Origin of the sequence: Treponema zioleckii (assembly GCF_014737315.1) — a bacterium.
GTDB classification, from domain to species: Bacteria; Spirochaetota; Spirochaetia; order Treponematales; family Treponemataceae; genus Treponema_D; species Treponema_D zioleckii.
This window is the reverse complement of record NZ_JPUF01000052.1, coordinates 1-21,867: the sequence shown is the minus strand read 5'-3', so window position 1 is coordinate 21,867 and position 21,867 is coordinate 1. Positions and strand designations below refer to the sequence as shown.

At 43.6% G+C, this 21,867-nt stretch carries 21 protein-coding genes and 1 tRNA gene; 12 read left to right on the top strand and 10 right to left on the bottom strand.

What is annotated here, in order from left to right:
• The first annotated feature begins 61 nt into the window (after positions 1 to 61).
• The 5 genes from JI65_RS12670 (at position 62) to JI65_RS12650 (ending at position 4,268) form a co-directional block, all read left to right on the top strand.
• A complete protein-coding gene (locus tag JI65_RS12670) occupies positions 62 to 400 on the top strand; it encodes a GNAT family N-acetyltransferase (RefSeq protein ID WP_191017213.1) in 339 nt (112 codons plus the stop codon).
• A 9-nt stretch (positions 401 to 409) separates the two neighbouring features.
• On the top strand, positions 410 to 976 hold the full coding sequence (locus tag JI65_RS12665) for a M48 family metallopeptidase (RefSeq protein ID WP_242457244.1): 567 nt from the start codon (positions 410 to 412) through the stop codon (positions 974 to 976).
• Positions 977 to 1,085: 109 nt separating this feature from the next.
• Positions 1,086 to 2,249 (top strand): Na/Pi cotransporter family protein, encoded by a 1,164-nt coding sequence (locus tag JI65_RS12660; protein WP_191017211.1) that lies wholly within the window; start codon positions 1,086 to 1,088, stop codon positions 2,247 to 2,249.
• Positions 2,250 to 2,253: 4 nt separating this feature from the next.
• Complete coding sequence (locus tag JI65_RS12655; RefSeq protein ID WP_191017209.1) at positions 2,254 to 2,922, top strand: winged helix-turn-helix domain-containing protein; 669 nt, start codon at positions 2,254 to 2,256, stop codon at positions 2,920 to 2,922.
• Entirely contained in the window at positions 2,919 to 4,268 is a 1,350-nt protein-coding gene (locus JI65_RS12650) for a sensor histidine kinase (protein WP_191017206.1), read from the top strand. Before JI65_RS12655 ends, JI65_RS12650 begins: the two co-directional genes overlap by 4 nt.
• Before the next feature lie 28 nt (positions 4,269 to 4,296).
• Here the strand turns inward: JI65_RS12650 and JI65_RS12645 are convergent, their stop codons facing one another.
• The gene (locus tag JI65_RS12645; protein ID WP_191017204.1) at positions 4,297 to 4,773 is read right to left on the bottom strand and encodes a pyridoxamine 5'-phosphate oxidase family protein; all 477 of its coding nucleotides are present in this window, start codon (positions 4,771 to 4,773) and stop codon (positions 4,297 to 4,299) included.
• 360 nt (positions 4,774 to 5,133) lie between these two features.
• Between JI65_RS12645 and JI65_RS12640 the strand changes: the two genes are divergently transcribed.
• The 3 genes from JI65_RS12640 to JI65_RS12630 all read left to right on the top strand — a co-directional run bounded on the left by JI65_RS12640 (position 5,134) and on the right by JI65_RS12630 (position 11,566).
• Positions 5,134 to 7,212: a methyl-accepting chemotaxis protein gene (locus JI65_RS12640; RefSeq protein ID WP_191017202.1), complete on the top strand. Its 2,079-nt coding sequence runs from the start codon at positions 5,134 to 5,136 to the stop codon at positions 7,210 to 7,212.
• Positions 7,213 to 7,449: 237 nt separating this feature from the next.
• The gene (locus JI65_RS12635) at positions 7,450 to 9,144 is read left to right on the top strand and encodes a GH3 auxin-responsive promoter family protein (RefSeq protein WP_191017200.1); all 1,695 of its coding nucleotides are present in this window, start codon (positions 7,450 to 7,452) and stop codon (positions 9,142 to 9,144) included.
• A gap of 49 nt (positions 9,145 to 9,193) precedes the next feature.
• Entirely contained in the window at positions 9,194 to 11,566 is a 2,373-nt protein-coding gene (locus tag JI65_RS12630) for an MMPL family transporter (RefSeq protein ID WP_191017197.1), read from the top strand.
• 29 nt (positions 11,567 to 11,595) lie between these two features.
• On the opposite strand, the gene JI65_RS12625 is transcribed toward JI65_RS12630, so the two are convergent.
• Entirely contained in the window at positions 11,596 to 12,426 is an 831-nt protein-coding gene (locus JI65_RS12625; RefSeq protein WP_191017195.1) for a lysophospholipid acyltransferase family protein, read from the bottom strand.
• On the opposite strand from JI65_RS12625, the gene JI65_RS12620 reads away from it, so the two are divergent.
• Complete coding sequence (locus JI65_RS12620; protein ID WP_191017193.1) at positions 12,414 to 12,662, top strand: UDP-galactopyranose mutase; 249 nt, start codon at positions 12,414 to 12,416, stop codon at positions 12,660 to 12,662. The genes JI65_RS12625 and JI65_RS12620 overlap by 13 nt on opposite strands.
• A 6-nt stretch (positions 12,663 to 12,668) precedes the next feature.
• Here the strand turns inward: JI65_RS12620 and JI65_RS12615 are convergent, their stop codons facing one another.
• The 7 genes from JI65_RS12615 to JI65_RS12585 all read right to left on the bottom strand — a co-directional run bounded on the left by JI65_RS12615 (position 12,669) and on the right by JI65_RS12585 (position 20,306).
• On the bottom strand, positions 12,669 to 13,853 hold the full coding sequence (locus tag JI65_RS12615) for a MalY/PatB family protein (RefSeq protein WP_191017190.1): 1,185 nt from the start codon (positions 13,851 to 13,853) through the stop codon (positions 12,669 to 12,671).
• Positions 13,854 to 13,866: 13 nt separating this feature from the next.
• The gene (locus JI65_RS12610) at positions 13,867 to 15,054 is read right to left on the bottom strand and encodes a trans-sulfuration enzyme family protein (RefSeq protein ID WP_191017188.1); all 1,188 of its coding nucleotides are present in this window, start codon (positions 15,052 to 15,054) and stop codon (positions 13,867 to 13,869) included.
• Between the two features lie 15 nt (positions 15,055 to 15,069).
• Complete coding sequence (locus JI65_RS12605) at positions 15,070 to 16,320, bottom strand: amidohydrolase (protein ID WP_191017186.1); 1,251 nt, start codon at positions 16,318 to 16,320, stop codon at positions 15,070 to 15,072.
• Positions 16,321 to 16,350: 30 nt separating this feature from the next.
• Positions 16,351 to 17,007 carry a methionine ABC transporter permease gene (locus tag JI65_RS12600; protein ID WP_191017184.1) on the bottom strand — a complete coding sequence of 219 codons (657 nt, stop codon included), beginning with the start codon at positions 17,005 to 17,007 and terminating at the stop codon, positions 16,351 to 16,353.
• A gap of 21 nt (positions 17,008 to 17,028) precedes the next feature.
• Positions 17,029 to 18,051 (bottom strand): methionine ABC transporter ATP-binding protein, encoded by a 1,023-nt coding sequence (locus JI65_RS12595; RefSeq protein ID WP_191017181.1) that lies wholly within the window; start codon positions 18,049 to 18,051, stop codon positions 17,029 to 17,031.
• Positions 18,044 to 18,889 carry a MetQ/NlpA family ABC transporter substrate-binding protein gene (locus tag JI65_RS12590; protein ID WP_191017179.1) on the bottom strand — a complete coding sequence of 282 codons (846 nt, stop codon included), beginning with the start codon at positions 18,887 to 18,889 and terminating at the stop codon, positions 18,044 to 18,046. Before JI65_RS12590 ends, JI65_RS12595 begins: the two co-directional genes overlap by 8 nt.
• Before the next feature lie 310 nt (positions 18,890 to 19,199).
• Positions 19,200 to 20,306 (bottom strand): 5-methyltetrahydropteroyltriglutamate--homocysteine S-methyltransferase, encoded by a 1,107-nt coding sequence (locus JI65_RS12585; protein WP_191017177.1) that lies wholly within the window; start codon positions 20,304 to 20,306, stop codon positions 19,200 to 19,202.
• Positions 20,307 to 20,443: 137 nt separating this feature from the next.
• On the opposite strand from JI65_RS12585, the gene JI65_RS17440 reads away from it, so the two are divergent.
• The 3 genes from JI65_RS17440 (at position 20,444) to JI65_RS12575 (ending at position 21,680) form a co-directional block, all read left to right on the top strand.
• A complete protein-coding gene (locus tag JI65_RS17440; RefSeq protein ID WP_242457243.1) occupies positions 20,444 to 21,010 on the top strand; it encodes a LysR family transcriptional regulator in 567 nt (188 codons plus the stop codon).
• Between the two features lie 17 nt (positions 21,011 to 21,027).
• Complete coding sequence (locus tag JI65_RS17435) at positions 21,028 to 21,348, top strand: hypothetical protein (RefSeq protein WP_242457242.1); 321 nt, start codon at positions 21,028 to 21,030, stop codon at positions 21,346 to 21,348.
• Between the two features lie 74 nt (positions 21,349 to 21,422).
• On the top strand, positions 21,423 to 21,680 hold the full coding sequence (locus tag JI65_RS12575) for a hypothetical protein (protein WP_191017174.1): 258 nt from the start codon (positions 21,423 to 21,425) through the stop codon (positions 21,678 to 21,680).
• Positions 21,681 to 21,789: 109 nt separating this feature from the next.
• Here JI65_RS12575 and JI65_RS12570 read toward each other — a convergent pair.
• A tRNA-Pro gene (locus JI65_RS12570) sits at positions 21,790 to 21,862 on the bottom strand.
• Positions 21,863 to 21,867: the final 5 nt, after the last annotated feature.

Below are 21,867 nucleotides of genomic sequence, written 5' to 3'. Positions count from 1 at the left end.
AAGTTCTCTCTAAAAAGTGAAGTTTTTAGAGAGAACTTTAATTAGATGTGAGGTAAGATGTATGAACTACAAATCAGAAAAGAATAAGGCATGGATTGAAGACGAAAATGGCAGACAGGTTGCTGTTTTGGACTTCCCGGAAGTTAAACCTGGCGTTGTGAATCTTGTTCACACGGAAGTTTTGCCAGAGATGAACGGGCAGGGGCTTGCCGGAAAAATTACCGAGTTTGTTGCGAATGAGCTTAGAAAGCAGGGACTAAAGGCAGAACTTACTTGTTCATATTCAATAAGATGGTTTTCGAAGCATCCTGAATATAATGATATTCTGAATGACGTAGAGGCCGAAGCAAAGAAAGCTGCTCTGCTTGCAGGTCCTGCCTGCGGGATTCAAAAAAAATAGAATGAATTCATGGAAATAACCTACATAATTCAAAAATCCCGACGACGCTCAATGAGCATTCAGGTGGCAGATGATAAAAAAGTCATCGTTAAAGTGCCGCTTGGAACGCCCGCATTTGTTGCAGACTGCTTTGTCCGCGAAAAGAAAAACTGGATTACAAGGCAGCTTAAAAAGATTGAAAACCAGACTGAACTTGCCACTTCTATGGGCGCGCTTACAGAAGACGACATTAAACAGATAAAGAAAAAGGCGAGGGTAATAATTCCGCAAAGGGTAGAGCACTACGCAAAAATAGCCGGAATTTCCTACAACCGCATCTTTATTCGCCTTCAGAAGTCGCGCTGGGGAAGCTGTTCTGTAGACGGAAATCTTAACTTTAACTGTCTTCTTGTGCTGATGCCGCCGGAAATCCTTGACAGCGTTGTTGTACATGAACTCTGCCATCGTCGCCACATGAATCATTCAAAAGAGTTTTATGATGAAGTGTTGCGGATTTTCCCGGATTATAAAAAATGTGACAAGTGGCTCAAACTGAACGGAGGAGCGTATTTTAAGAGACTTCCGAAAGAAGATTGATTGATTGAGCGTTGATTTTTTTGTAAACGGCGATTTAACAAGAATTTAACAAATTCTTCCCTGTCATCTAACATTCATAAACTACACTTCCAGTCAAACGAGGTGTTTTATGAATGAAAACTTGAGAATTGTTTTTGGTCTTTCTGGCGGGCTTGCGCTTTTTCTGTTCGGAATGAATCTGATGAGCGAAAGCCTGAAAAAAGCGGCGGGAGCGAGTATCAAAACGATTATGTCTGTGCTTGCAAAAAATCCGCTGCTTGGAGTTTTTGTGGGCGCGCTCTCCACGGCGGTTCTGCAAAGTTCAAGCGCGACAACCGTCATGGTCATCGGCTTTGTTTCGGCGGGAGTGATGAGTTTGCCCGTCGCAATCGCAATCATTTTTGGAGCGAACATCGGAACGACGATAACGGCGCAAATCATCGCTTTCAAACTTTCTGATTACATCTACGCATTCATTTTCATCGGCTTTGCGATTTCGTTCATCGTAAAAAATCAAAAATGGAAGAATTTCGGCACAACAATCTTTGCTTTCGGACTTTTGTTCTTGGGAATTGAAACGATGGGCGGCGTTATGAAACCGCTTGCAAAAAGTGCGATTTTTATTGAGATGATGAGAAAAGTTTCCGACGTTCCGCTTCTTGGAGTCCTCACGGGAACGCTGATGACGCTTATCGTGCAGAGTTCCAGCGCGACGATAGCCGTTTTGCAGAACTTCGCCTCTCAAGACGCGGGCGACGGAATGAGCAGCGTCATTGGGCTTTCTGGCGCAATCCCGATTCTTCTCGGCGACAACATCGGAACGACAATAACGGCAGTTCTTGCGTCAATCGGGCAGTCAAAGAACGCCAAACGAAGCGCGCTCGCTCACAGCCTTTTTAATATTTCAGGCGCGCTCATTTTTATTTGGATAATCCCGATTTTCGCGAAATTTGTTCAAGCCGTCAGCCCGAAAGGAATCGAAGTCGAGGTGATTTCGCGTCAGATTGCAAACGCGCACACGATTTTCAATCTGGCGATGACACTTCTTTGGCTTCCGCTTTTGAATGTGATGGTAAAAATCGTTACTCGCCTTGTAAAAGACGACAAACCAAAAGAAAAACTGGCGATAACGGACGTTGGAAGACTTTTGAATTACAGGCTTTTGAACGAACCTGAGTCCGCGTTCTTGTTGATACAGTCAAAAGTGGAAAAGGTGCTGGACTTTGCAAAAATCACGAAAAGCAAAGTGGCGGAAAAGAAGCTGAACAAAGCGGTCAAAAAAGGGGTAAAATGAGGCTATGATATTTCTTTTGGAAGATGACGATTCAATCAGAAAGCTGGTTGAATATGCGCTGAATGCTCAGAATATGGAATGCAAAGGCTTTGCCCTCCCCTCTGCTTTTTGGAGCGAGATGCAGAACACGCGAGCCGACTTGATTTTGCTTGATATAATGCTACCCGAGGAAGACGGCATTTGTGTTTTGAAGACGCTAAAATCAAGCGAAAAGACAAAGCATATCCCCGTGATTATGCTAACAGCGAAAACCACCGAGTACGATACGGTTTTGGGACTTGAAAGCGGAGCGGACGATTATATTGCAAAGCCGTTCGGGATTATGGAACTCGTTGCGCGGATAAAGGCAGTCTTGAGACGATACGAAGCTGTCTCAGCAGAAAAAGATTCAGTTCTTGAATGTGGGAAAATACGGCTCAGCAAAGCGAAGCATCAAGTTTTTTGTGGCGAAAACGAAATCTTTCTTACGGTGAAGGAGTTTGACCTTTTGTGCATTCTTTTGGAAAACAGAGGGAACATCATAACGCGGGAGCAACTGCTTTCTAAAATCTGGAAAACGGATATCGATGTGGAAACAAGAACAGTCGATGTGCATATCCGCTATCTTAGAAAAAAGCTCAATGACGAGAACATCATTGAAACAATCCGCGGGGTCGGGTACAGGATAAAATGAAATCGTTAACTTTTAGGATTTTTATAAACACTTTTCTTGTTGGCGTGGCAGTCTATTTTGTTTGCTCGGTGATTTTCATCGACTCGTTTTACAAGTATTTTGAAAATCAGATTTTTTCGGAGCTTGAAAACGAGTGCGATTATCTTTCGCTTTTGCCAAACTTTGCGGACGTCAAAACCGAAAACAGAATCACGATTATTGATTTTCACGGCAAGGTGATTTTTGACAATCAAACAAATCCCGCCACGATGGAAAATCACGCTTCGCGGGCGGAGTTCATCGAAGCGATGGAAAAAGGCTCTGCAAAAGTGTCACGCTATTCTTCGACCATGCTAAAAAAGACGCTCTACTTTGCCAAGAAACTCAAAAACGGCACGGTTCTTCGCATTTCCTGCCAGCAATACACGTCGGGAGTTCTTATTTTCGCTTTAAGTCAGCCGCTTTTGTGTCTTCTCTTACTTGCGCTGATTATTTCGGGCATGGCAGCATCCAGCCTTTCAAAAAAAATCGCAGATTCCATTGAAAAAATCGACTTTGACAACCCTGAGAAGAACGAAACGTTCATTGAGTTCAAGCCTTTCATAAAGCGGATTAGCGACGAAAACTTTGAGAAAAAGCAGCGCGAAGAAATCCGCCGGCAGTTTTCCGCAAATGTTAGCCACGAGCTAAAAACGCCTTTAACAAGCATTTCGGGCTTTGCGGAGATTATGAAAAGCGGCAGTGTTGACGAAAAAACGATGCGCAATTTCTCACAGGATATTTACAATGAAAGCCAGAGAATGATTCTTCTTGTGAACGACATTCTAAAGCTCTCAAAACTCGATGAAGAGTCCATCACGATGGAAAAAGAGAAAATCTGCATAGAAGAAATCTGCCGCGATGTAATCAAATCTTTGAAAATCTTTGCGCAGAGAAAAAATGTTTCGATTGAGCTTGAAAGTCACACGAAAGATTGCATAAAGGGCGTTCCGACGGTCATTCAGGAGATGATTTTTAATCTCGTGGAAAACGCAATCAAATACAACAAAGAAAACGGAAAGGTCTTCGTCAAAATCGAAAAGATTGAGAGAGAAAAGCCTTACTTAAAACTTCTTGTCAAAGACACAGGAATCGGAATCGCCGAAAATCAGCAAGAGCGTATTTTTGAGCGCTTTTACAGGATAGACAAGAGCCGAGCAAAAGACACGCAAGGAGAACGAACGACAGGCACAGGGCTGGGGCTTTCAATCGTAAAGCATGGCGCAAAATACCACAACGCAAAATTGAGCGTAAAAAGCAAGCTCGGCGAGGGAAGCGAATTCTCTCTGCTCTTTCCGATAAGTTCTCAATCATCGGACGGTCGTTGAACTTGGTATAGAGCGCCGAACGGTTCGTTTACGACTCGTTTACCAATTTGCCTGTCATGTGTTCAATTGTAAGAACAAAACACTGAACTCGGCTCAAAGCATTGGCGAGTTCTTTTTCAAGGTAAGCTTGGTCGTCAGTGAACTTTTGGACGAGGTGGGAGCAGATTTCTTTTGCCTTTTTGATATCTGTAATCAACTCGATTTTTCCGAAGGCAATAACGCTGTTGATATTCAGAGCCCAGTCTCCTTCCTTTTTAAAGCCTTGGTCCATAACGCAGAAACTTGCCTTATTGCAGTTTTTGATTGCATCGATTTTGTGGCCTTCTTTTGCCCCGTGAAAGTAGAGTTTTCCGTCTTTGTCATCATAAAAATGGCTCATCGGAATTCCGTACGGATAACCGTCATCGCCGATTAAAGAAAGGATTCCCCGTTTTTCTGTTTTAAGGATTTCAATGCATTTTTCGTTTGAAATTTGTTGCTTGAATCTTCGCATTTGTCTGAACATATTGATTCCTCTAGATTCTTTATCTGCAAAGACCTAACGATAAAGAAAAGTGTTATGGTTATCTTGAAAAACTTTGTTAGTTTTCCGAAGTTCCCGTATTCCTGTTACTCGGTAGCAACTCGGCACTATGATTTGATGCTTTTGGATAGTATAGCAATTCACGGAAAAATACAATGGAATTCGAAAGTCCAGGAATGACAGATTTGTATAAAATTGAAAGAAAAATTTCAAAACTGTAAGCTTAGTTTAAGTTTTTATCATCTTCTGTTGAAAATATTGAAGTTTTTGCTTTTTCTTTGAAAATCTTTACATTTATTGACATTTTAGGTATTCTATTATCAAGTGAAAGAGGTACTGTCAATGCAACTAGGAATAAAACAAAAGATTACAATTTCTTCTATATTGTTAATCTTCGCAACGGCTTCAATAATCGTTTTGTTGAGCTATCAGAAATCTAAAAAAGAACTCACCTCAGCAGTTGAGGCGCAAAACTTAAGCATTGCCCAAACTGTTGCAGCAGAAATCAAGGTCTTGAACGGCCGTGATTCAAAGTTACTCGAAACGCTTTCAAATCTTTCGATTATCTGCGATCCAAACGTTGATATGTATGAAAAATGGAAGCTGATAAACACCGCGACTGGCGATAGCAAAAAGTATTTAGGACTTGGATTTTTTAATATAGAAGGTTGTGGCTATGGCTCAACCGGGGAATGGCAAGATGTCCATGACCGCGAATATATTCTGAATGCAATGGAGGGAAAACAGACCTTAATGGACCCGAATATTTCTCCAGTTAATGGTCAGTTATGCACTTTTCATGCAGTTCCTGTAAAAAATATGAATGGCAGATTGATTGGGGAAATGTCTCTTGTAGTTGATTCTACCGACTTGTGCACTGAATTGACCAAAATTACGGTAGGAAAGGGAACTCACCCTTTCATTATAAGCCGAAAGACTGGAAAATATGTTGCTCACACAAACAAGCAGAATGTAATCGACGGCAAAGTTGTTATCGATGTTGTTTCAGACGGATTTGACGAAGTTATCAGAAAGGTTTTTAAGGGCGATTCCGGTACGGATGTCTTTTTTGACCAGAACTCGAATCAAAAATACGCCGTTTCATACACTCCGATTGACCGCACTGAGTGGAGCGTGGTTTGCTATGCGCCGTACAAGGACTTTTACAGCGGACTCGACAGTCTTCTTCAGACTACGCTTGTCATCACCATTTTGGCATTGATAGCGGCAACTTTTATTGTTTTTGTTGTTATGAACAATGCGGTAAAACCGCTAAAAATCGTAAGCAGCGCAATCAAAGGTATTGCATCGGGAGAGGCCGATTTGACGAAGCGTATTGCCGCAACGACAAAAGACGAAATCGGAAATGTCGTTGATGGATTTAACGCATTCAGCGGAAAATTGCAGAATATCATTGAGGACGTAAAGAATTCAAAGAACGAGCTTCTTATTGCGGGCGAGGATATGACTTCCATTTCCCAGGATACTGCAAGTTCCATTACCGAGATTATTGCAAACATTGAGAGTGTGCACCGACAGATTGTTGGGCAGACAGAGAGCGTTTCTCAGACGGCTGGCGCAGTCAATGAGATTGCTTCAAATATCGAATCGTTGGAGCGTATGATTGAAACTCAGTCGAGCGGCGTTACTCAGGCCAGTGCGGCGGTAGAAGAAATGGTTGGAAATATTTCTGCAGTCACTGCCTCTATGGACAAGATGACAAAATCTTTTAAGGATCTCCTTGTTAATTCCCAGGAGGGATTTTCAAAACAGCAGTTTGTCAATGAATGTGTGCAGCAGATTGAAATGCAGTCTGCAATGCTTCAGGAGGCGAACACTGCAATTTCAGATATTGCCTCGCAGACAAATCTTCTTGCGATGAATGCTGCTATTGAAGCGGCCCACGCAGGCGAAGCCGGAAAGGGCTTTGCGGTTGTTGCTGACGAAATCCGAAAACTTTCGGAGACTTCTACGGAACAGTCAAAGACAATCGGAAATCAATTGTCAAACATCAAAGATTCTATTCAGAATGTTGTTTCTGCGTCAGAAGAGGCGAGCGTCGTTTTTAAAACTGTGTCTGGAAAACTTGAAGAAACTGACAACCTTGTTATGCAGATTAAGTCTGCAATGGAGGAGCAGGAAGAAGGCTCAAAGCAGATTATCGACGCTCTTCACAGTATGAACGACAGCACTATGGAGGTTCGAACAGCGTCTTCTGAGATGGCAGAGGGAAATCAGCTCATTCTTTCTGAGGTGAAAGAACTTCAGAATGCCACTTTTGAAATGAAAAACAGTATGGAAGAAATGTCAGTTGGCGCAAAGAAGATTAACGAGACTGGAGCTGCGCTGAGCACTGTTTCTTCAAGGGTGCAGGAAGCTATTATCGCCATTGGTTCTCAGGTAGACCAATTTAAGGTTTAGTTTTTGCTTTTGATTCTAAAAGATGCTGGTCTTGAATCGGCATCTTTTTTTTAGAAAAATCTAACAGTCTGCCAAAAAATAAAATCAAAAAATCTTAAAAATTAAAATGTTGAATGGTAACGAGTCTTGTGGTTCGGAATTTACATAAGGGGTATCTCTAAAAACTGAAGATTTTAGCGGTTTCCTTAATATTTTGAAAATATTAATATAAGATTGAATAGGAGACTTGTTAATACTATGAAAAAAGAAAAAAACGCACGGCTTATATCATTTGCACTCGGTTGGGTCGGGCGAAAGCAGCTAAAAATCCTAAAGAAAGCCAGCAAAAACTGTCGTCTTGAAGAATCAAAAACATTGCGGGGAATCCTTGCATACGCTAAAGACACTGAATGGGGAAAAGCTCATCATTTTGATGAAATTCTTTCTGCAAAAACTGATGAGGAGCTTTTTTCCCGCTGGCAGAAGTTTGTTCCGCCGCAGGATTATGAGAATCTTCGGCCTTTTATTGACCAGCATAAAAATGGCAAAGAAAACATACTTTTCCCTGGAAAGCCAATGATGTATGCCACTACGAGTGGCACGACAAATGCACCAAAGTGGATTCCGATTACTCAGGAATATTACAGCAAAGTTTATTCTAAAATGACCAAGTTGTGGTTGTACACTTTTATGATGCATCGTCCGAAAGTTTTCTGGCAGAAGTGTGTTTCAATTGTCGGAAAAGTAGTGGAAGGCTATGCTCCCGACGGAACTATATGCGGAAGCGTTTCGGGCGTCACCCAGCGTGACTGTCCTGAGTTTTTAAAAACGCTCTATTCGGCGCCGGCGGATATTTTTCATATTACAGATTACAGGGCAAGAAATTATGCGCTCATGCGCACAGGACTTGAGCAGCATGTTTCGTCATTCATCACTGCAAATCCGTCAACTGTCATTGAATTGCAGCGAACGGTTGACGAAAATCTTGACGAAATGATAAAGGACATTGAAAACGGTACACTCAGCGAGCGTTTTGAAATTGCTCCAGAAATCCGCAGTGTGCTTTCTAAATTGTACAAGCCAAATAAGGCCCGTGCTGACGAACTTCGGGCGTTGCGTGAAAAATACGGCCGGATTTTGCCAAAGCATTATTGGCCTGACTTTCAGTTTTTAACGACGTGGCGTTGTGGCAATACTCATGTTTATACAAATAAATTTGAAGGCTACTTCCCGGAGCAGACACTTCATCAGGAATTCGGCTATTTTGCAAGTGAATGCAGGGCGGGGCTTGTTATGAATGGCGGATGCGACACCGTACCTTTCCCTCATGCGCATTATTTTGAGTTTGTCTCGGCCGATGACATGGACAAGCCTGAACCGCGCTTTTATCAGTTGCACGAACTTGAAGTCGGTAAGCGATATTTGATTTATATTACGACTTATGCAGGCTTGTACCGGTACAATATGAACGATATGATTGAAGTGACCGGAATGTACGGCACAATACCGACGATTCAGTTTATTCAGAAAGTCAATGGAATTGTAAGCATGACTGGTGAAAAAGTTCACGAGCGCCAATTCATGGAAGCTGTGCAGCGTGCAGAAGATGAAACAGGACTGCAGACCCGTTTTTATGTTGGATTTGCCGACGTTGAAAAAAGCCTGTATCATTTCTATTTTGATTTTATGGATGAATCTGTAACGCAGGAAAAAGCCGATTCGTTCTCTAAAAAAGTTGACGAGAACCTAAAAAAAATCAACGTTGAATATGCGGCCAAGCGCGATTCGTTCCGCTTAAAGGCTCCTGAGACGCATATTATGAAAAAGAATGCTTTTGAGGATTACAAGGTTGAATCGATTGAAAAAGGTCTTGCGCGTGACGGTCAGTTTAAGCTCAATCTGCTTATGCAGGATGAAAAGCGTCATGCAATCTTTAAGCATCTTGTAAAATAGCACTGGCAGTTTTATTCGAAAATCAAATTTTTTACCGGCGAGGTTTTAGATGAACATGAAGCATTTCTTTTTGCGAAATAAAATACTTATCCCTGCATGGATTTGCTTCCATGTTCTGCTTTTGCTTCTTTTTGGTTTTTCTGTCGTTGGCGGAAGCGGCGTTCATATTGATGCAAATCTTTTTAACATGCTTCCGTCGTCTACCTTGTCGGGCGCTCTTGGCGATGCAGATCAAAAACTTTCTGACAGTACGGCGCGTAATGTGTTTGTGCTTTCAGGCTCCGAAGATTTTCAGAGCGCAAAGCGGGCTGCCGTAGCCGTGTATAATTCCCTTTGCAAAAGCGAAAATTTTGCGAGCCTCAGTTTGTACGCAGACTCTGGCTCGATTTCTGACCTTGAGCAATTTACGGCTCCTTACCGCTGGGCCATGCTTGATGCGGATACGGCAAATTCGTTGAAAACGGAGGAAGGCGCGCGTGAATTTGCGGAAAAATCCCTTGTGGCTGCGTATTCATCGTTTACGCTGACTTCGCTTTCAAATCTTTCTGCTGATCCTTTTTTGCTTGATGAATCTAATGTTCGGAGAGGTCTGCTTGCCATTCAGGATGCCGGCACAAAAATGAATTCTAAAGACGGGGTTCTTGCTTCCAATTATAATGGACAGTGGTATGTGTTGATTCGCGGCGAGCTGACGGAGAAGGGGGCTGCAATAGCAAGCGAATCCAACGGTATTGCAGATATTTACCGTGCGTGTATGCCGTTAGAAAATGACGGTTCCGGTGTTCGTTTTGTTTTTCAAGGTTCGGCGTTTCACAGTTTTAAAAGTTCTAATTCCGCCGTGCAGGAAATTTCTATTATTACGACAATAACGCTAAGCGTGGTAATAATTCTTTTGTTTTTAGTTTTTAGAAGCCCGATTCCGATTTTGGCTTCCGTGGCTTCAATCGGCGTTTCCATGGTGGCAGCTTTTTCTGCGACACATTTTCTGTTCGGAAACATTCATATTTTGACTCTGGTTTTGGGCACTTCTCTTATTGGAAGTTGTATCGACTACAGCCTGCATTATTTTGTGAACTGGAAGGCAAATTTTGAGTGTGCGACAGGCAGCGAAATCCGTTCGCATATTGGAAAAGGACTTTTTTTATCGTTGATTTCGACAGAAATCTGCTATTTGCTGCTTGTTCTTGCTCCTTTTGGTCTCTTAAAACAAATGGGGATTTTTTCAGCCGTGGGAATTGCCAGCTCTTTTCTTTCTGTTGTCGCTATTTTCCCGCTTATTTCGCTTCCGGCAATGTCTAAACGGAAAATTCCTTTGCTCAAAAATTATAACTCCCCGAATCGGGTGGTGCGCTACAAACTTGAAATTATTGCCACTGGCAGTATCGTAGTTGTTTTGGCTTTTATCATCGGATTCAATTTTCAAAAGCTCAAAATTAAAAATGATATGAACAAACTTTACACCATGCAGGGCCGGCTAAAAGAGGATACCGCACTTGCAACGGAGATTACCGGCTATAGTCCAAAAGGCTGGTTTATCGTCTGGGGAAAAACTGAAGAAGAGCTTTTGCAGCATGAAGAGGAGATTTGCGCAAAGCTAAAAAGCCTTCAGGGGCGAGGCTATCTTGCAACTTCGCGTTTTATTCCGTCTTTAAAGTTGCAGGATTCTTCTGTAATGGCTGTAAAAAACTTGTTGCCGCTCGCAAAGGAGCAGCTGGAAATCCTAGGTTATGACGAGCAGGCTTACGAGCAGTTTTTGAGCGACCTGCCTTCCGCTCTTAAAAATCGAATGATTCCGCAGACTGCATTTTTGAATCTCCCAAAAAGCATACGGTCGGTTACGGACATGCTTTGGCTCGGAAAAATCGCTGACAACTGGTATTCAATTGTGCTTCCAGTTACCGTTACCGACGAAGAAGCGTACAAAAAAATTGCTTCTGAAAGTGGTTTTTCTTATTACGAGAACAAAATGGAGGATTTGGGACAAGGCCTTGACAAGTTGACGTTACAAATCATCTGTATTTTCGCAATCGCATACGTTCTTATTATGATTGTATTAAAGCGTTTTTACAGCTGGAAGCAGATTGTTAAAATTGCTTCAATTCCGGCAATCAGCGTTATGCTTATTCTGGCGGTCTTTTCTGTAATTGGGCAGCGCATTGAATTTTTTGGTTTGACAGGAATAATTTTAGTCTTTGGCCTTGGACTCGATTATGTTATTTATATGATTGAAAACTTGCGGAAAAAATCCGTTTCAAGTACATCTGTCCTAAAAAAAATCGAGCCTTTTGCGATTCTGCTTAGTTTTATTACGACGGCGCTTTCTTTTGGCGCGCTTGCGTTCAGCAGTTTTGTTCCGGTTCACACGATTGGGCTTGCAATCTTTCTTGGGCTTGCGGCAGCTTTTTTGTGTACTCTGTTCTAAAAACTGCCTTGCGCCCGATTTTTGACGGATTATTTAGGTTCGTTTACTGCATTCCAGCCGTTTTGCGTAATACCGGCCATTTTGCACATCTCTGCGTGTGCTTGTTCGCACATGCGTCTGGCTTCTGTTTTGCGACCATTTTCTTTGTTCGGCAAGATTGGCTCTCCGATACTTATTGTGACAAGAGGATGCTTAATTTTGAATAACTTTCGCCAGCCAGTTAGCGGCCTGTAATGAATTACGAGCGGAATAACCGGCAGATTGTAGCGGTATGCCATTTCAAATGCGCCCTTGTTAAAAGGTCTGATCGGTTCATACCAGTCCCATCTGCAGCTTTCGGGAAATACATGAAGCCATTCTTTTTTGCGGTGCAGTTCATCAAAAGCCTGATTAAAGTGTATGACAGCCGCAAAACCTGTTTCTGGAATCGGTATGCCGCCCGTGCTTCTAATGTTCAGCATGTCTTTTCCGGTCACATTGTCGGAAAATGTGGGATACCAAAGTTTGTGATAGCGAATCGCCTGCAAAACTGCAAGAAAATCCCAGCGGTAAACGTGATTGCATACTGTCATCGCACCGTTTTTAAACAGTTTTTTGTGCTTCCTAAGATTTTTTCTGCCTTCGATTTTTAATCCGTAGCGCAGAATGTGCAGAGGAAAAACAAATGTAAAAATAGCAAGATATGTCAGATGATGAAAAAATTTCTCTTTGAAAGACTCCATTAAAAATGGATAATGTTCGTCAACGCGGATATCAGAAATTTTTACAACGGGAACAAGTCGCTGTGTAGGATTCTCAGGATATGATTCTAAAGGTTCGGGAATATAAACATTAGGATTTACAAGATGTGTTCGATTCATTCTTTGATGCTAGCACAATAACGAGAAAATGCAAACTGTCCGGTGCCGAGCCGTTCTATCCTATTGTTTATCCGATTAATGATGAAAAGAATTCCTTGCTGTATAAGAAGTATGGCGCTCTTGCCGCCCAGTACAAGAATGTAATTTTGGGTGGGCGGCTTGCGGAATATAAGTACTCTGACATGGACGATGTTATTGAAAAGGCTGCACGAACTTTTCAATCTTTAAACTTTTGATTTTCGTTATTTATATAGCACTTTTCGTATTCGTTCCAAGGCTTCGTTGAGCGTGGCGCGCGGGCAGGCGACGTTTATTCGCTGAAAGCCGTTGCCGCTTTTCCCGAAAATCCGTCCGCTGTCGAGCCAGAGTTTTGCTTCGCCTACGATTTTGTCTTCAAGTTCGTCTGTGCTCAAGCCTGTGCCAGAAAAGTCCAGCCAGACAAGGTAGGTGCCTTCGTGAGGCGTGAGTCGCACTCCGGGGAGGTGTTCGGCGACAAAATCGCTTACAAAGGCGACGTTTTCTGCAATGTAGGCTTTTACCGCGTCGAACCATTTTTCTCCGTTCAAGTATGCTGCCTTGCAGGCTTCTATTCCGAAAATGCTCAGCTGGCTGAGTCCGAAGGATTCGAGCGTGTTTGCGAATCGAATACGGAGTTTTTTGTTCGGTATAAAAATGTTTGAAAGCAGCATGCTTGCCAAATTGAATGTTTTGCTCGGTGCCGTGCAGACAATGCAGTTTTCTGCGAATTCGCTTTTTATCGAGGCGAAAACTGTGTGCTTTCCCACGAACGTAAAATCCGCATGGATTTCGTCGCTTGCAACGATAACGCCGTGTTTTAAGCAGATGTCTCCAAGGCGTTCAAGTTCGTTCCGGCTCCACACTCGGCTTACAGGGTTGTGCGGATTGCACAGGATAAAAAGTTTTACGTGCTCAGAAACAATTTTGTGCTCAAAATCCTCAAAGTCGATTTTGTAGCGTCCTGTTTCCTCGTCTCGCACCAGATTGTTAGAAATCACGCGTCTGCCATTTTTTTTGATTACGTCGCTGAAAGGGTAATAAACTGGCTGCTGGATTAGCACTGAGTCTCCTGGGGCGGTGTATGCCTGTACGGCTACGGCAAGGGCTGTGACAACGCCCGGAGTTTTTATGAGCCATTCAGACTTAGGTTTCCAGCCGTGCCGGCGTTCAAACCAGCTTGCAACTGCGTCTGCATAGTCTTGTTTTGTGTCGCTGTAGCCAAAAATCCCGTGGTTTGCCACTCGGTGCAATGCGTCTTCTATGTAGCTTGAAGTTTTAAAGTCCATGTCGGCAACCCAAAGCGGAAGCACGTCTGAATTGTAGCCGCGCTCTGCGGCAAAGTCATATTTTAAGCAGCCGCTTCCGCGGCGGTCAATTACTGTGTCAAAATCAAGATTTCGTTCTGCCATGTTTTTCTCCTCGTTATTCTTGTGAAAATGCTTGTGCCAAATCTGCAATTAAATCATCGCTGTTTTCTATGCCGACAGAAAGTCTCAGCACGCTTTCTGTAATGCCGTTTTTGAGTCGTAGAGATTCAGGAACTTCGGCGTGTGTCTGTGTAATCGGGTAGGTGATAAGTGTCTCAACGCCGCCAAGACTTTCCGCAAACTGAATCAGCTTCACGCTTTTTAAGATGCGCTTGGCAGTCTCTGAATCCTTTACTTCAAAAGTGAGCATGGAACCGAATCCTCGTGCCTGCTTCTGCATGATTCTGTAGCCCGGATGCTCTGGTAGCCCCGGATAGAGCACTCGTTTTACGAGAGGATGCTTTTTGAGCCAGAGTGCGATTTTTTGTGCGTTTTCTTGAGAGCGTTCCATGCGGAGTGCAAGGGTTTTTATGCCGCGCAGGATAAGCCAGCAGTCGAACGGGGCAAGGCCTGCTCCTGTGGTTTTTATTAGGTATCGAAGCTGTTCCTGTATGTCTGCGCTCTTGGTGACTAAAAATCCTGCGAGCGTGTCGTTGTGTCCGCCTAAGAATTTGGTGCCAGAATGAATCACGATGTCTGCGCCCAAAGCTAGCGGGTTCTGAAAGTACGGGGAAAGAAACGTGTTGTCCACGATAAGAATCACTCCGTGCGCTCTGCAGATTGAAGCCAACTTGGCTATGTCTGTTACGTGCATCATTGGGTTTGTTGGCGTTTCTACATAGACTGCGCGAGTTGAATCGGTAAAAAGTGGCTCGATGCTGTCCGTGCTGATGTCTGCGCGGGTAAAGCGGATTCCGTTTTTGGCTGACACTGCGTCAAAAAGGCGGATTGAGCCTCCGTAAAGGTCGTTGTCAATAATCAGATGGTCGCCCGGTTTGAATATTTCCATTAAAAGCGTAATTGCCGCCATGCCGCTACTGAGTGCGAATGCGTCTATGCCGCCTTCAAGTTGTGCGACAATTTTTTCAACTTGTGCGCGGGTTGGATTCTGCAGGCGGCTGTAGTCAAATCCTGTGCTTTGTCCTACTTCTGGATGCGTGTAAGTTGCGGTCTGATAAATTGGGAAACTTACGGCACCGTAATGCGGGCTTGGATTGCTTTCTTTTGTCGTGCAACAGTCAGTTGCTGTGCGTTCAATGCGTTCCGCAAGATGAATGCACTTTGTTTCTGCTGATAAGGTCATGGTCTTTTCTCCTCGTTATTTGTTTGAAAAATCTCCGGGGCGTAAGTCTGCTTCAAGTCCGCAGTCGTAAACTTCGCCGTTCAGTGCCGTCTTTAGAGAATCCTTTGCCTGCGCCACAATTTCTGGATGCTCGTAGATATGCGCAGCTGCTTTTGCAAGTACTTTTGCCGCTGTAAGTAGGCCTTTGTAGGCTTTTTCGCTCTTGCCTTGGTCAACAATGCTCTGCGAGTGTCCCGGTGTTCCTTTTGTCCAAGTGGCTACATGAAAATATCCCGTCGGTACCACCCAGCTTACGTCGCCAACGTCGGTTGAGCCCAAGCCGGTTTTTTGAGGATCAAGAGTCGTGTCGCTTTCGTAAGGAAGCAGTGTGTCGCGTACAAGTTCTGCAAGCGGTGCGTTGTAGATAAAATCCGCGTAGGCTGCGACCTTTTTCCAGCTCACTGTTGTGCCTGTCATCAGTGCGGCTCCTTGTGCGCAGTTGTTTACTCGCTCGTAAAGTTCCTTTAAGTCTCGTTGGTGCCGCGAGCGGATGATGTAGAAAACTTGTGCCTCGCTCTGCACGACGTTCGGCGAGCCACCGCCGGAATTCGTAATGGCATAATGAATGCGGCTTGTTTCCGGGATATGCTCCCGAAGGTAGTTTACGCCAATGTCCATAAGTTCTACGCCGTCGAGTGCGCTTCGTCCGCTTTCGGGATTTGCCGCCGCATGTGCGGATTTTCCCTTAAAATCATAGAATACCTGATAGTTTGCAAGACAGCCGTTTCCTGACACAAAGTTTCGGTCACTTGGGTGCCATGCAAGTGCAATGTCGCAGTCTGAAAAAAATCCGTCTCGTACCATAAAAGTTTTTCCGCCTCCGTTTTCTTCTGCGGGGCAGCCATAATAGCGGATTGTGCCCTGAACAGGTTTTCCGCCCTTTGCTTGCTCTTCAAACCATTCTTTGAGCGCGACCGCTGCCGCAACGCCTCCTGTGCCCAAAAGATGATGTCCGCAGCCGTGCCCAAGACCTGAAAGTGCGTCGTATTCTCCCAAAAATCCGATGACAGGCGCGCCTGAGCCGTATTCTGCATAGAAGGCTGTTTCGGCCCCGCCAAGTTTTTCTTTTATGCTAAAGCCGTGGTCGCGAAGATAATCCTGCTGCAAGGCGACCGATTTGAATTCCTGATAACCAAGTTCTTTAAAACCGTGAATTTTGTCGCTCATGTCGGTGTATTCATTTCTGTGCGCTTCCAAATATGTGTCAAAGAAAGTTGTGTCTGCCATGTAAAATCTCCTTGCGTTGTGTACGTCAGCTTATTTGTGCTGTGCTTTTTTTGATAATCCGTTTCCGATTCCCTGAATCAGCTGGACAAATCCAATCAGTACGATGACTGTAGCAATCATCAGTGGCTGGTTAAAACGCTGGTAACCGTAAGTGATTGCAAGATCTCCGACTCCGCCTCCGCCTACGGCTCCGGCCATTGCAGTTGCCCCCAAAAGTCCAACTGCTCCGGTCGTAATGCCCAAAATGAGCGCGCCAGAAGCTTCTGGCAGCATAAAACGAAAAATCGTTTGCATTGTAGTCGCTCCAAGTGCCTGCGCCGCTTCGATGATTCCTTTGTCAACTCCGAGCAGTGCGCTTTCTAGAAGGCGTGCAAGGAACGGCGCTATAAAGCAGGTGAGGGGAAGCAGGGCGGCTGTTGAGCCAACTCTTGTTCCTACAATAAATTTTGTAAAGGGCATAATAGACACAATCAGAATGATGAATGGCACGCTCCGCACGATGTTGATAAAAATGTTCAGCGTGTTGTAGACGACTGCATTCTGCTTTATGCCGCCTTTTCGCGTAATGACTAGAATGACCGCAAGCGGAAATCCAATGAGCGCTCCGACAACAAGCGGAACGCTAACCATGTAAAGTGTCTGGAACACGCATGTTAAAATCTTCGCTGTTTTTACCCCAAAAATCATTTTTCATCCCCCTTTTTTTGATTAAAACTGAACTTCCTGCCGCTTTATGCCGCGTTCGTCCAAGTAGCGCACGCATGAAGCGATTTGCTGCTCTGTTCCGGTAATTTGCGCGGTCTGAAAGCCGATAACCTTGCCTTCGAGCACGGTGACTATTCCGCAGATAATCGAAATGCTTGCCCCTGTTACCTGTACGGCATCCGACATAACCGGATTGTCCGCGTTTTCGCCGTCAAAGCGCAGCCTGAAGACTTTCTGCGGGCGCTCGTAGCTTTTTAGATAGGCTTTTACCGGCTCCGGCAACTGGTCGTTGATTACGGTACGAACAAAGCCTTTTGTAGTTTCGTTTTTAGGAGAGCCGAATACGTCAATTACGCTTCCCTGCTCAACAATCTTTCCGTGTTCAAGCACGGTCACTTTGTTGCAAATCTGCTGAATCACATTCATCTGGTGCGTAATCATAAGAATTGTGACGTTCAGCTCTCGGTTGATTTTTTTTAAGAGCGCAAGAATCGATTCCGTTGTTTTTGGGTCGAGCGCGCTTGTAGCTTCGTCGCACAAAAGAATCGACGGCTTGGTTGCTAAAGCCCTCGCGATTCCGACCCGCTGTTTCTGTCCGCCGGAAAGCTCCGCCGGGTAAGAATCCGCTTTGTCTTCCAGTTCAACAAACTGCAAGAGTTCTGTCACTCGCTTTTGCACAAGAGCTTTTGGCGTGTGTTCCAAAAGAAGCGGAAGTGCAATATTTTGGTATACAGTTTTGCTTTCCAGCAGATTAAAGTGCTGAAAAATCATGCCGACCCCGCGCCTGTAGTCCCGTAGCGCATGACGGCGGTAGCTTGACACGTCCGTGCCGTTTACGCTTACCGTTCCGCTTGTCGGCTTTTCAAGCGCGTTTACCATGCGGATGAGCGTGGATTTTCCGGCACCCGAAAAACCGATTACGCCGTAAATGTCGCCACGTTCCACTTTGAGCGAAATGTCGTTCAGCGCATGGACGACACCGCTTTTAGCGTTGAATGTTTTTGTTACATGCTCAAATTTAATCATTGAAATATCCTTCTGGAATGTACCAAAGCCCGTTGTTGTTCTTGTCGAGATACTCTTTTAATTCTTTTGAATGGTAGGCCGCCACAATATCTTTTGCCCACTGGCTGTCTTTGTTCGCTTCTTTTACGGTGAGCTGCAAAAGAAGGTGAGGAAGTACTGTTTCCTGTGCGATTGCACTTGACGGGTCGATTCCTGCATTGTAGACGATGGAACCTGTTATTACCGCATAGTCAAAGTCGTCAAGCACGAGCGGAATGTTTGCTGAGCTCATCTCTGTAAATTCAATGTTGTACGGATTTTCTGCAATGTCAGCATTGGTTGCAAGGGAAAGGTCTGTGCCGTCTTTGAGCGTAATCCAGCCGATTTTCTGCAAAAGCGCGTAGGCTCGTGCGGTGTTCGAAGGGTCGTTCGGCACGGCAACCTTTGGATTTTCAAGACCTGAGACAGGTTCCAGAGCCTTGTATTTTGCGGAAAAAAGACCTGCCGGGACTGTAGGAATTGGCGTTAGAACTGTAAGGTCGCCTCCGTTTCCTTTGTTCCAGGAAGATGCATACGCAGAGTGCTGCTCCACGTTAAAGTCTACGTCGCCGCCGTTCAATGCGTCGTCGGCAAGGCTAAGGTTGCTGTAGTCAAAACCTTTGATGCTGTAGCCTTTCGCTTCAAGAATGGGCTGTACGGCTTCTTCAAACAGAACCGAATACGGGCCTGCCGAACGGCTGTATGTTAGCTCTTTTTTGTTGTTCCCCTCCGGGGCGTCTTTTTTCTGGCATCCGGTAAAAAGTGCTGAGGCGAGGGCTGCGACTGCGATAAGTGATTTTGCAAAAATTGTTTTTTTCATGTTTGTCTCCTTTCCTACCCGTTTAGTAGGTAATGAAACAGTAGCATAATAAACCTACTAAATCAATAGGTTTATTGTATTATTTTGTAGGAGATTATTTAAAAGTCGGGTTCAAAAACTGTAAAAAATGTTTTTGAAGTCGAAAAATAAAAAAATGGGGCTGTACAGAAATTTTGTTGAATACGCGCTCAATCACCGACCTTCATACTTTGGACAGCCCCATGAAAAAACAGATTCTTGAAACTTTTTCTAAAAACAGCGTCATGCGAATTTATTTCGTCATCTGCACAACCTGTTTTGTGCAGTCCGTCTAATTCCAGACTTCTTCTGCAATTTCACGTACAAGGTGAATTTTTGCCCATTGTTCTTCTTCGGTCAGTTTGTTGCCAATTTCACAAGAAGCAAAACCGCACTGAGGACTGATTGAAAGCCTTTCCAAGGAAATATATTTTTCTGCTTCGTGAATTCGTTCAATAACAGACTGCTTGTCTTCAAGTTCAGAATTTTTTGTGGTAATGAGACCGAGCACGACTTTTTTGTCCGGACTTACAGACGCAAGAGGTGAAAATCCGCCGGAACGCTCATCATCATATTCAAGATAAAGCGTATTTACGTTTTCTTTTGCAAAAACATAATTTGCAACAGCGTCATAAGGTCCGCTTGTAAAATAAGTTGAGTGATAGTTTCCCCGGCAAATGTGTGTATTTATTTGAAGGTCTTTGGGCTTTCCGTTAATCGCAAGGTTGTTAACTTTTAAAAGCTGCTCCTTTACTTCCTTGAGCTCCAAACCAAGACTCTTGTAACGCTGGGCGGCGGCATTACCAACGATTGCGCCCCATGTGCAGTCGTCAAACTGAAGCGTGCGGCATCCGGCATCATAAAACTGCTTTATAACTTCTGTATAAGCCTTTGCAATGTCTTCTATAAGTTCATCGTTTGTTGGATAGTATTTTCGTGTTGATTCGTAATTTGCAGGAACAAGAAGCTGCTGAAAAAGCTGCGCCGGAGCCGGAATGGTCTGCTTTGCTTCAAAACCGTCACTTTCAAGGCTTTTTAGGAATTTAAAATCTTCTATAAATGGATGCGCCTTTGCACTGAGTTTTCCGGTAAGGAAAGTTGCTTCCAAATCAGCTACTTCACCGGCAAACTGAACTCCGCCACCGTCATTCTTGTGTGCTATTCCCTCGAATCCCCAGAAAAAATCAAGATGCCAGAACTTTCGGTTGTATTCTCCGTCGGTAATATAATGAAGACCTGCTGATTTCTGTTTTTCAACCAGGTGCTTGATAAGTTCATGTTTGATTTTTGTGAATTCGTCGTTTGAAATTCTGCCTGCGTCAAAATCTGCCCTGGCTTTTTTAAGTTCTTCCGGCCGCAAGAAACTTCCCACTACATCAAAATGTGTTTTGTTTGCCATATTCGCTACCACCTTTTTAATTTGTCGTTATGACGGCAATATATATTTTTTTCCCTCGTATGAAAAATACTATTTCCATGCACTTTGCAATAGTTTAAATCTATGGAGATTTTTAAGCTGATCTGCTATTATAAGCCATGACTTTACAGCAGTTAAAATATGTCATTGCAGTTGCAGATACCCGTAACATAACGGAAGCTTCCAGACGGGTTTTTATTTCTCAGCCAAGTCTTACTGCCGCCATTCGGGAACTGGAAGCCGAAATGGGTATTAAGATTTTTTTGCGCTCAAATAAAGGCGTAACGATAACAAATGATGGTGATGAATTTCTGTCCTATGCCCGGCAGGTTCTTGACCAAGCGAATCTTCTGGAAGAAAGATACAAGGGAAGCGGATGCGGAAATACGATTTTTTCCGTAAGCTGTCAGCACTATTCTTTTGCAGTAAATGCCTTTGTGGATGTGATTAGGCAGTTTGGCGGAAACGAATATGATTTTACATTGCGAGAAACTCAGACTCACGAAATTATAGAAGATGTAGCGCATCTGAAAAGTGAAGTAGGAGTGCTTTATATTTCCCGGCGCAATGAAAATGTCATTAAAAAGTTGCTCAGAAAAAACAATCTTGTCTTTGACCCACTTTTTACAACCGCGCTTCATGTTTTTATTTCAAAAAAAATCCGCTTGCAGAAAAACAAAAAATAAATCTTTCGGATCTTGCAGTGTTTCCATATCTTACTTATGAGCAGGGCGATTTTAATTCATTTTATTTTGCAGAAGAACCGCTGAGCGAAATTGATTTTGACTGCCCGAAAAATATTAAAGTACGGGATAGGGCAACTCTTTTTAATCTTTTGATTGGCCTGGACGGTTATACAATCTGCTCTGGTGTTATAAGCCATGAACTGAACGGCCCTGAAATTATTTCCCGCCCGCTTGACGTGAACGACAGCATGACTGTGGGAGTAATAACAAGAAAGGGATTTGCGCTGTCTCGTTATGCAGAATCTTATATCGCGGCAATTAAAAAACATGCTAGATGAATAATGTTCAATTCATTCCCAGCCATTGATTTTGTCTCAATTTGAATTTGAATCATACCGTGCTGTGTAAATAGATGAAATTGAACGTAGGCGAAAACACGACAACAGTCGAATGCGGAATGTTCTTTTTTGCCGTTGCTCTGTGCTATAATAAAATTCAGGATTTAGTCTGCATATCCGTAGAAATCGAGGCAAAATATGATATTGATAGGAATATTTATTCTTTCTTGTTTTTTGTTTCTTTTGGCATTCAAGGTGATTTTCTGGCTGGTCATCATAGGAATTGCAGTTCTTGCAGTTTGTGTTATTGGATTTTCCTGCCTGTTCCGTAAAAATAAAAACGAAGCGCAATGATGATAAATAAAATCTATGTAAAGCAAATCAAAGCGAAATGAATTTTAAATAAAAAAAAGACTTGCAAGAAAACTTACAAGTCTTTTATCGGGATGACAGGGTTCGAACCTGCGACATCTTGGTCCCAAACCAAGCGCGCTACCAGCTGCGCTACATCCCGGATTT

Bases quoted from the DNA above. Each gene is read 5' to 3' on its own strand.
- JI65_RS12670 (WP_191017213.1), top strand. From the start codon at position 62: ATGAACTACAAATCAGAAAAGAATAAGGCATGGATTGAAGACGAAAAT.
- JI65_RS12595 (WP_191017181.1), bottom strand. From the start codon at position 18,051: ATGATTAAATTTGAGCATGTAACAAAAACATTCAACGCTAAAAGCGGT.
- JI65_RS12585 (WP_191017177.1), bottom strand. From the start codon at position 20,306: ATGGCAAACAAAACACATTTTGATGTAGTGGGAAGTTTCTTGCGGCCG.
- JI65_RS12600 (WP_191017184.1), bottom strand. From the start codon at position 17,007: ATGATTTTTGGGGTAAAAACAGCGAAGATTTTAACATGCGTGTTCCAG.
- JI65_RS12665 (WP_242457244.1), top strand. From the start codon at position 410: ATGGAAATAACCTACATAATTCAAAAATCCCGACGACGCTCAATGAGC.
- JI65_RS12655 (WP_191017209.1), top strand. From the start codon at position 2,254: ATGATATTTCTTTTGGAAGATGACGATTCAATCAGAAAGCTGGTTGAA.
- JI65_RS12660 (WP_191017211.1), top strand. From the start codon at position 1,086: ATGAATGAAAACTTGAGAATTGTTTTTGGTCTTTCTGGCGGGCTTGCG.
- JI65_RS12640 (WP_191017202.1), top strand. From the start codon at position 5,134: ATGCAACTAGGAATAAAACAAAAGATTACAATTTCTTCTATATTGTTA.
- JI65_RS12625 (WP_191017195.1), bottom strand. From the start codon at position 12,426: ATGAATCGAACACATCTTGTAAATCCTAATGTTTATATTCCCGAACCT.
- JI65_RS12645 (WP_191017204.1), bottom strand. From the start codon at position 4,773: ATGTTCAGACAAATGCGAAGATTCAAGCAACAAATTTCAAACGAAAAA.
- JI65_RS12590 (WP_191017179.1), bottom strand. From the start codon at position 18,889: ATGAAAAAAACAATTTTTGCAAAATCACTTATCGCAGTCGCAGCCCTC.
- JI65_RS12650 (WP_191017206.1), top strand. From the start codon at position 2,919: ATGAAATCGTTAACTTTTAGGATTTTTATAAACACTTTTCTTGTTGGC.
- JI65_RS12575 (WP_191017174.1), top strand. From the start codon at position 21,423: ATGAAATTGAACGTAGGCGAAAACACGACAACAGTCGAATGCGGAATG.
- JI65_RS12610 (WP_191017188.1), bottom strand. From the start codon at position 15,054: ATGACCTTATCAGCAGAAACAAAGTGCATTCATCTTGCGGAACGCATT.
- JI65_RS12635 (WP_191017200.1), top strand. From the start codon at position 7,450: ATGAAAAAAGAAAAAAACGCACGGCTTATATCATTTGCACTCGGTTGG.
- JI65_RS12605 (WP_191017186.1), bottom strand. From the start codon at position 16,320: ATGGCAGACACAACTTTCTTTGACACATATTTGGAAGCGCACAGAAAT.
- JI65_RS17440 (WP_242457243.1), top strand. From the start codon at position 20,444: ATGACTTTACAGCAGTTAAAATATGTCATTGCAGTTGCAGATACCCGT.
- JI65_RS12630 (WP_191017197.1), top strand. From the start codon at position 9,194: ATGAACATGAAGCATTTCTTTTTGCGAAATAAAATACTTATCCCTGCA.
- JI65_RS12615 (WP_191017190.1), bottom strand. From the start codon at position 13,853: ATGGCAGAACGAAATCTTGATTTTGACACAGTAATTGACCGCCGCGGA.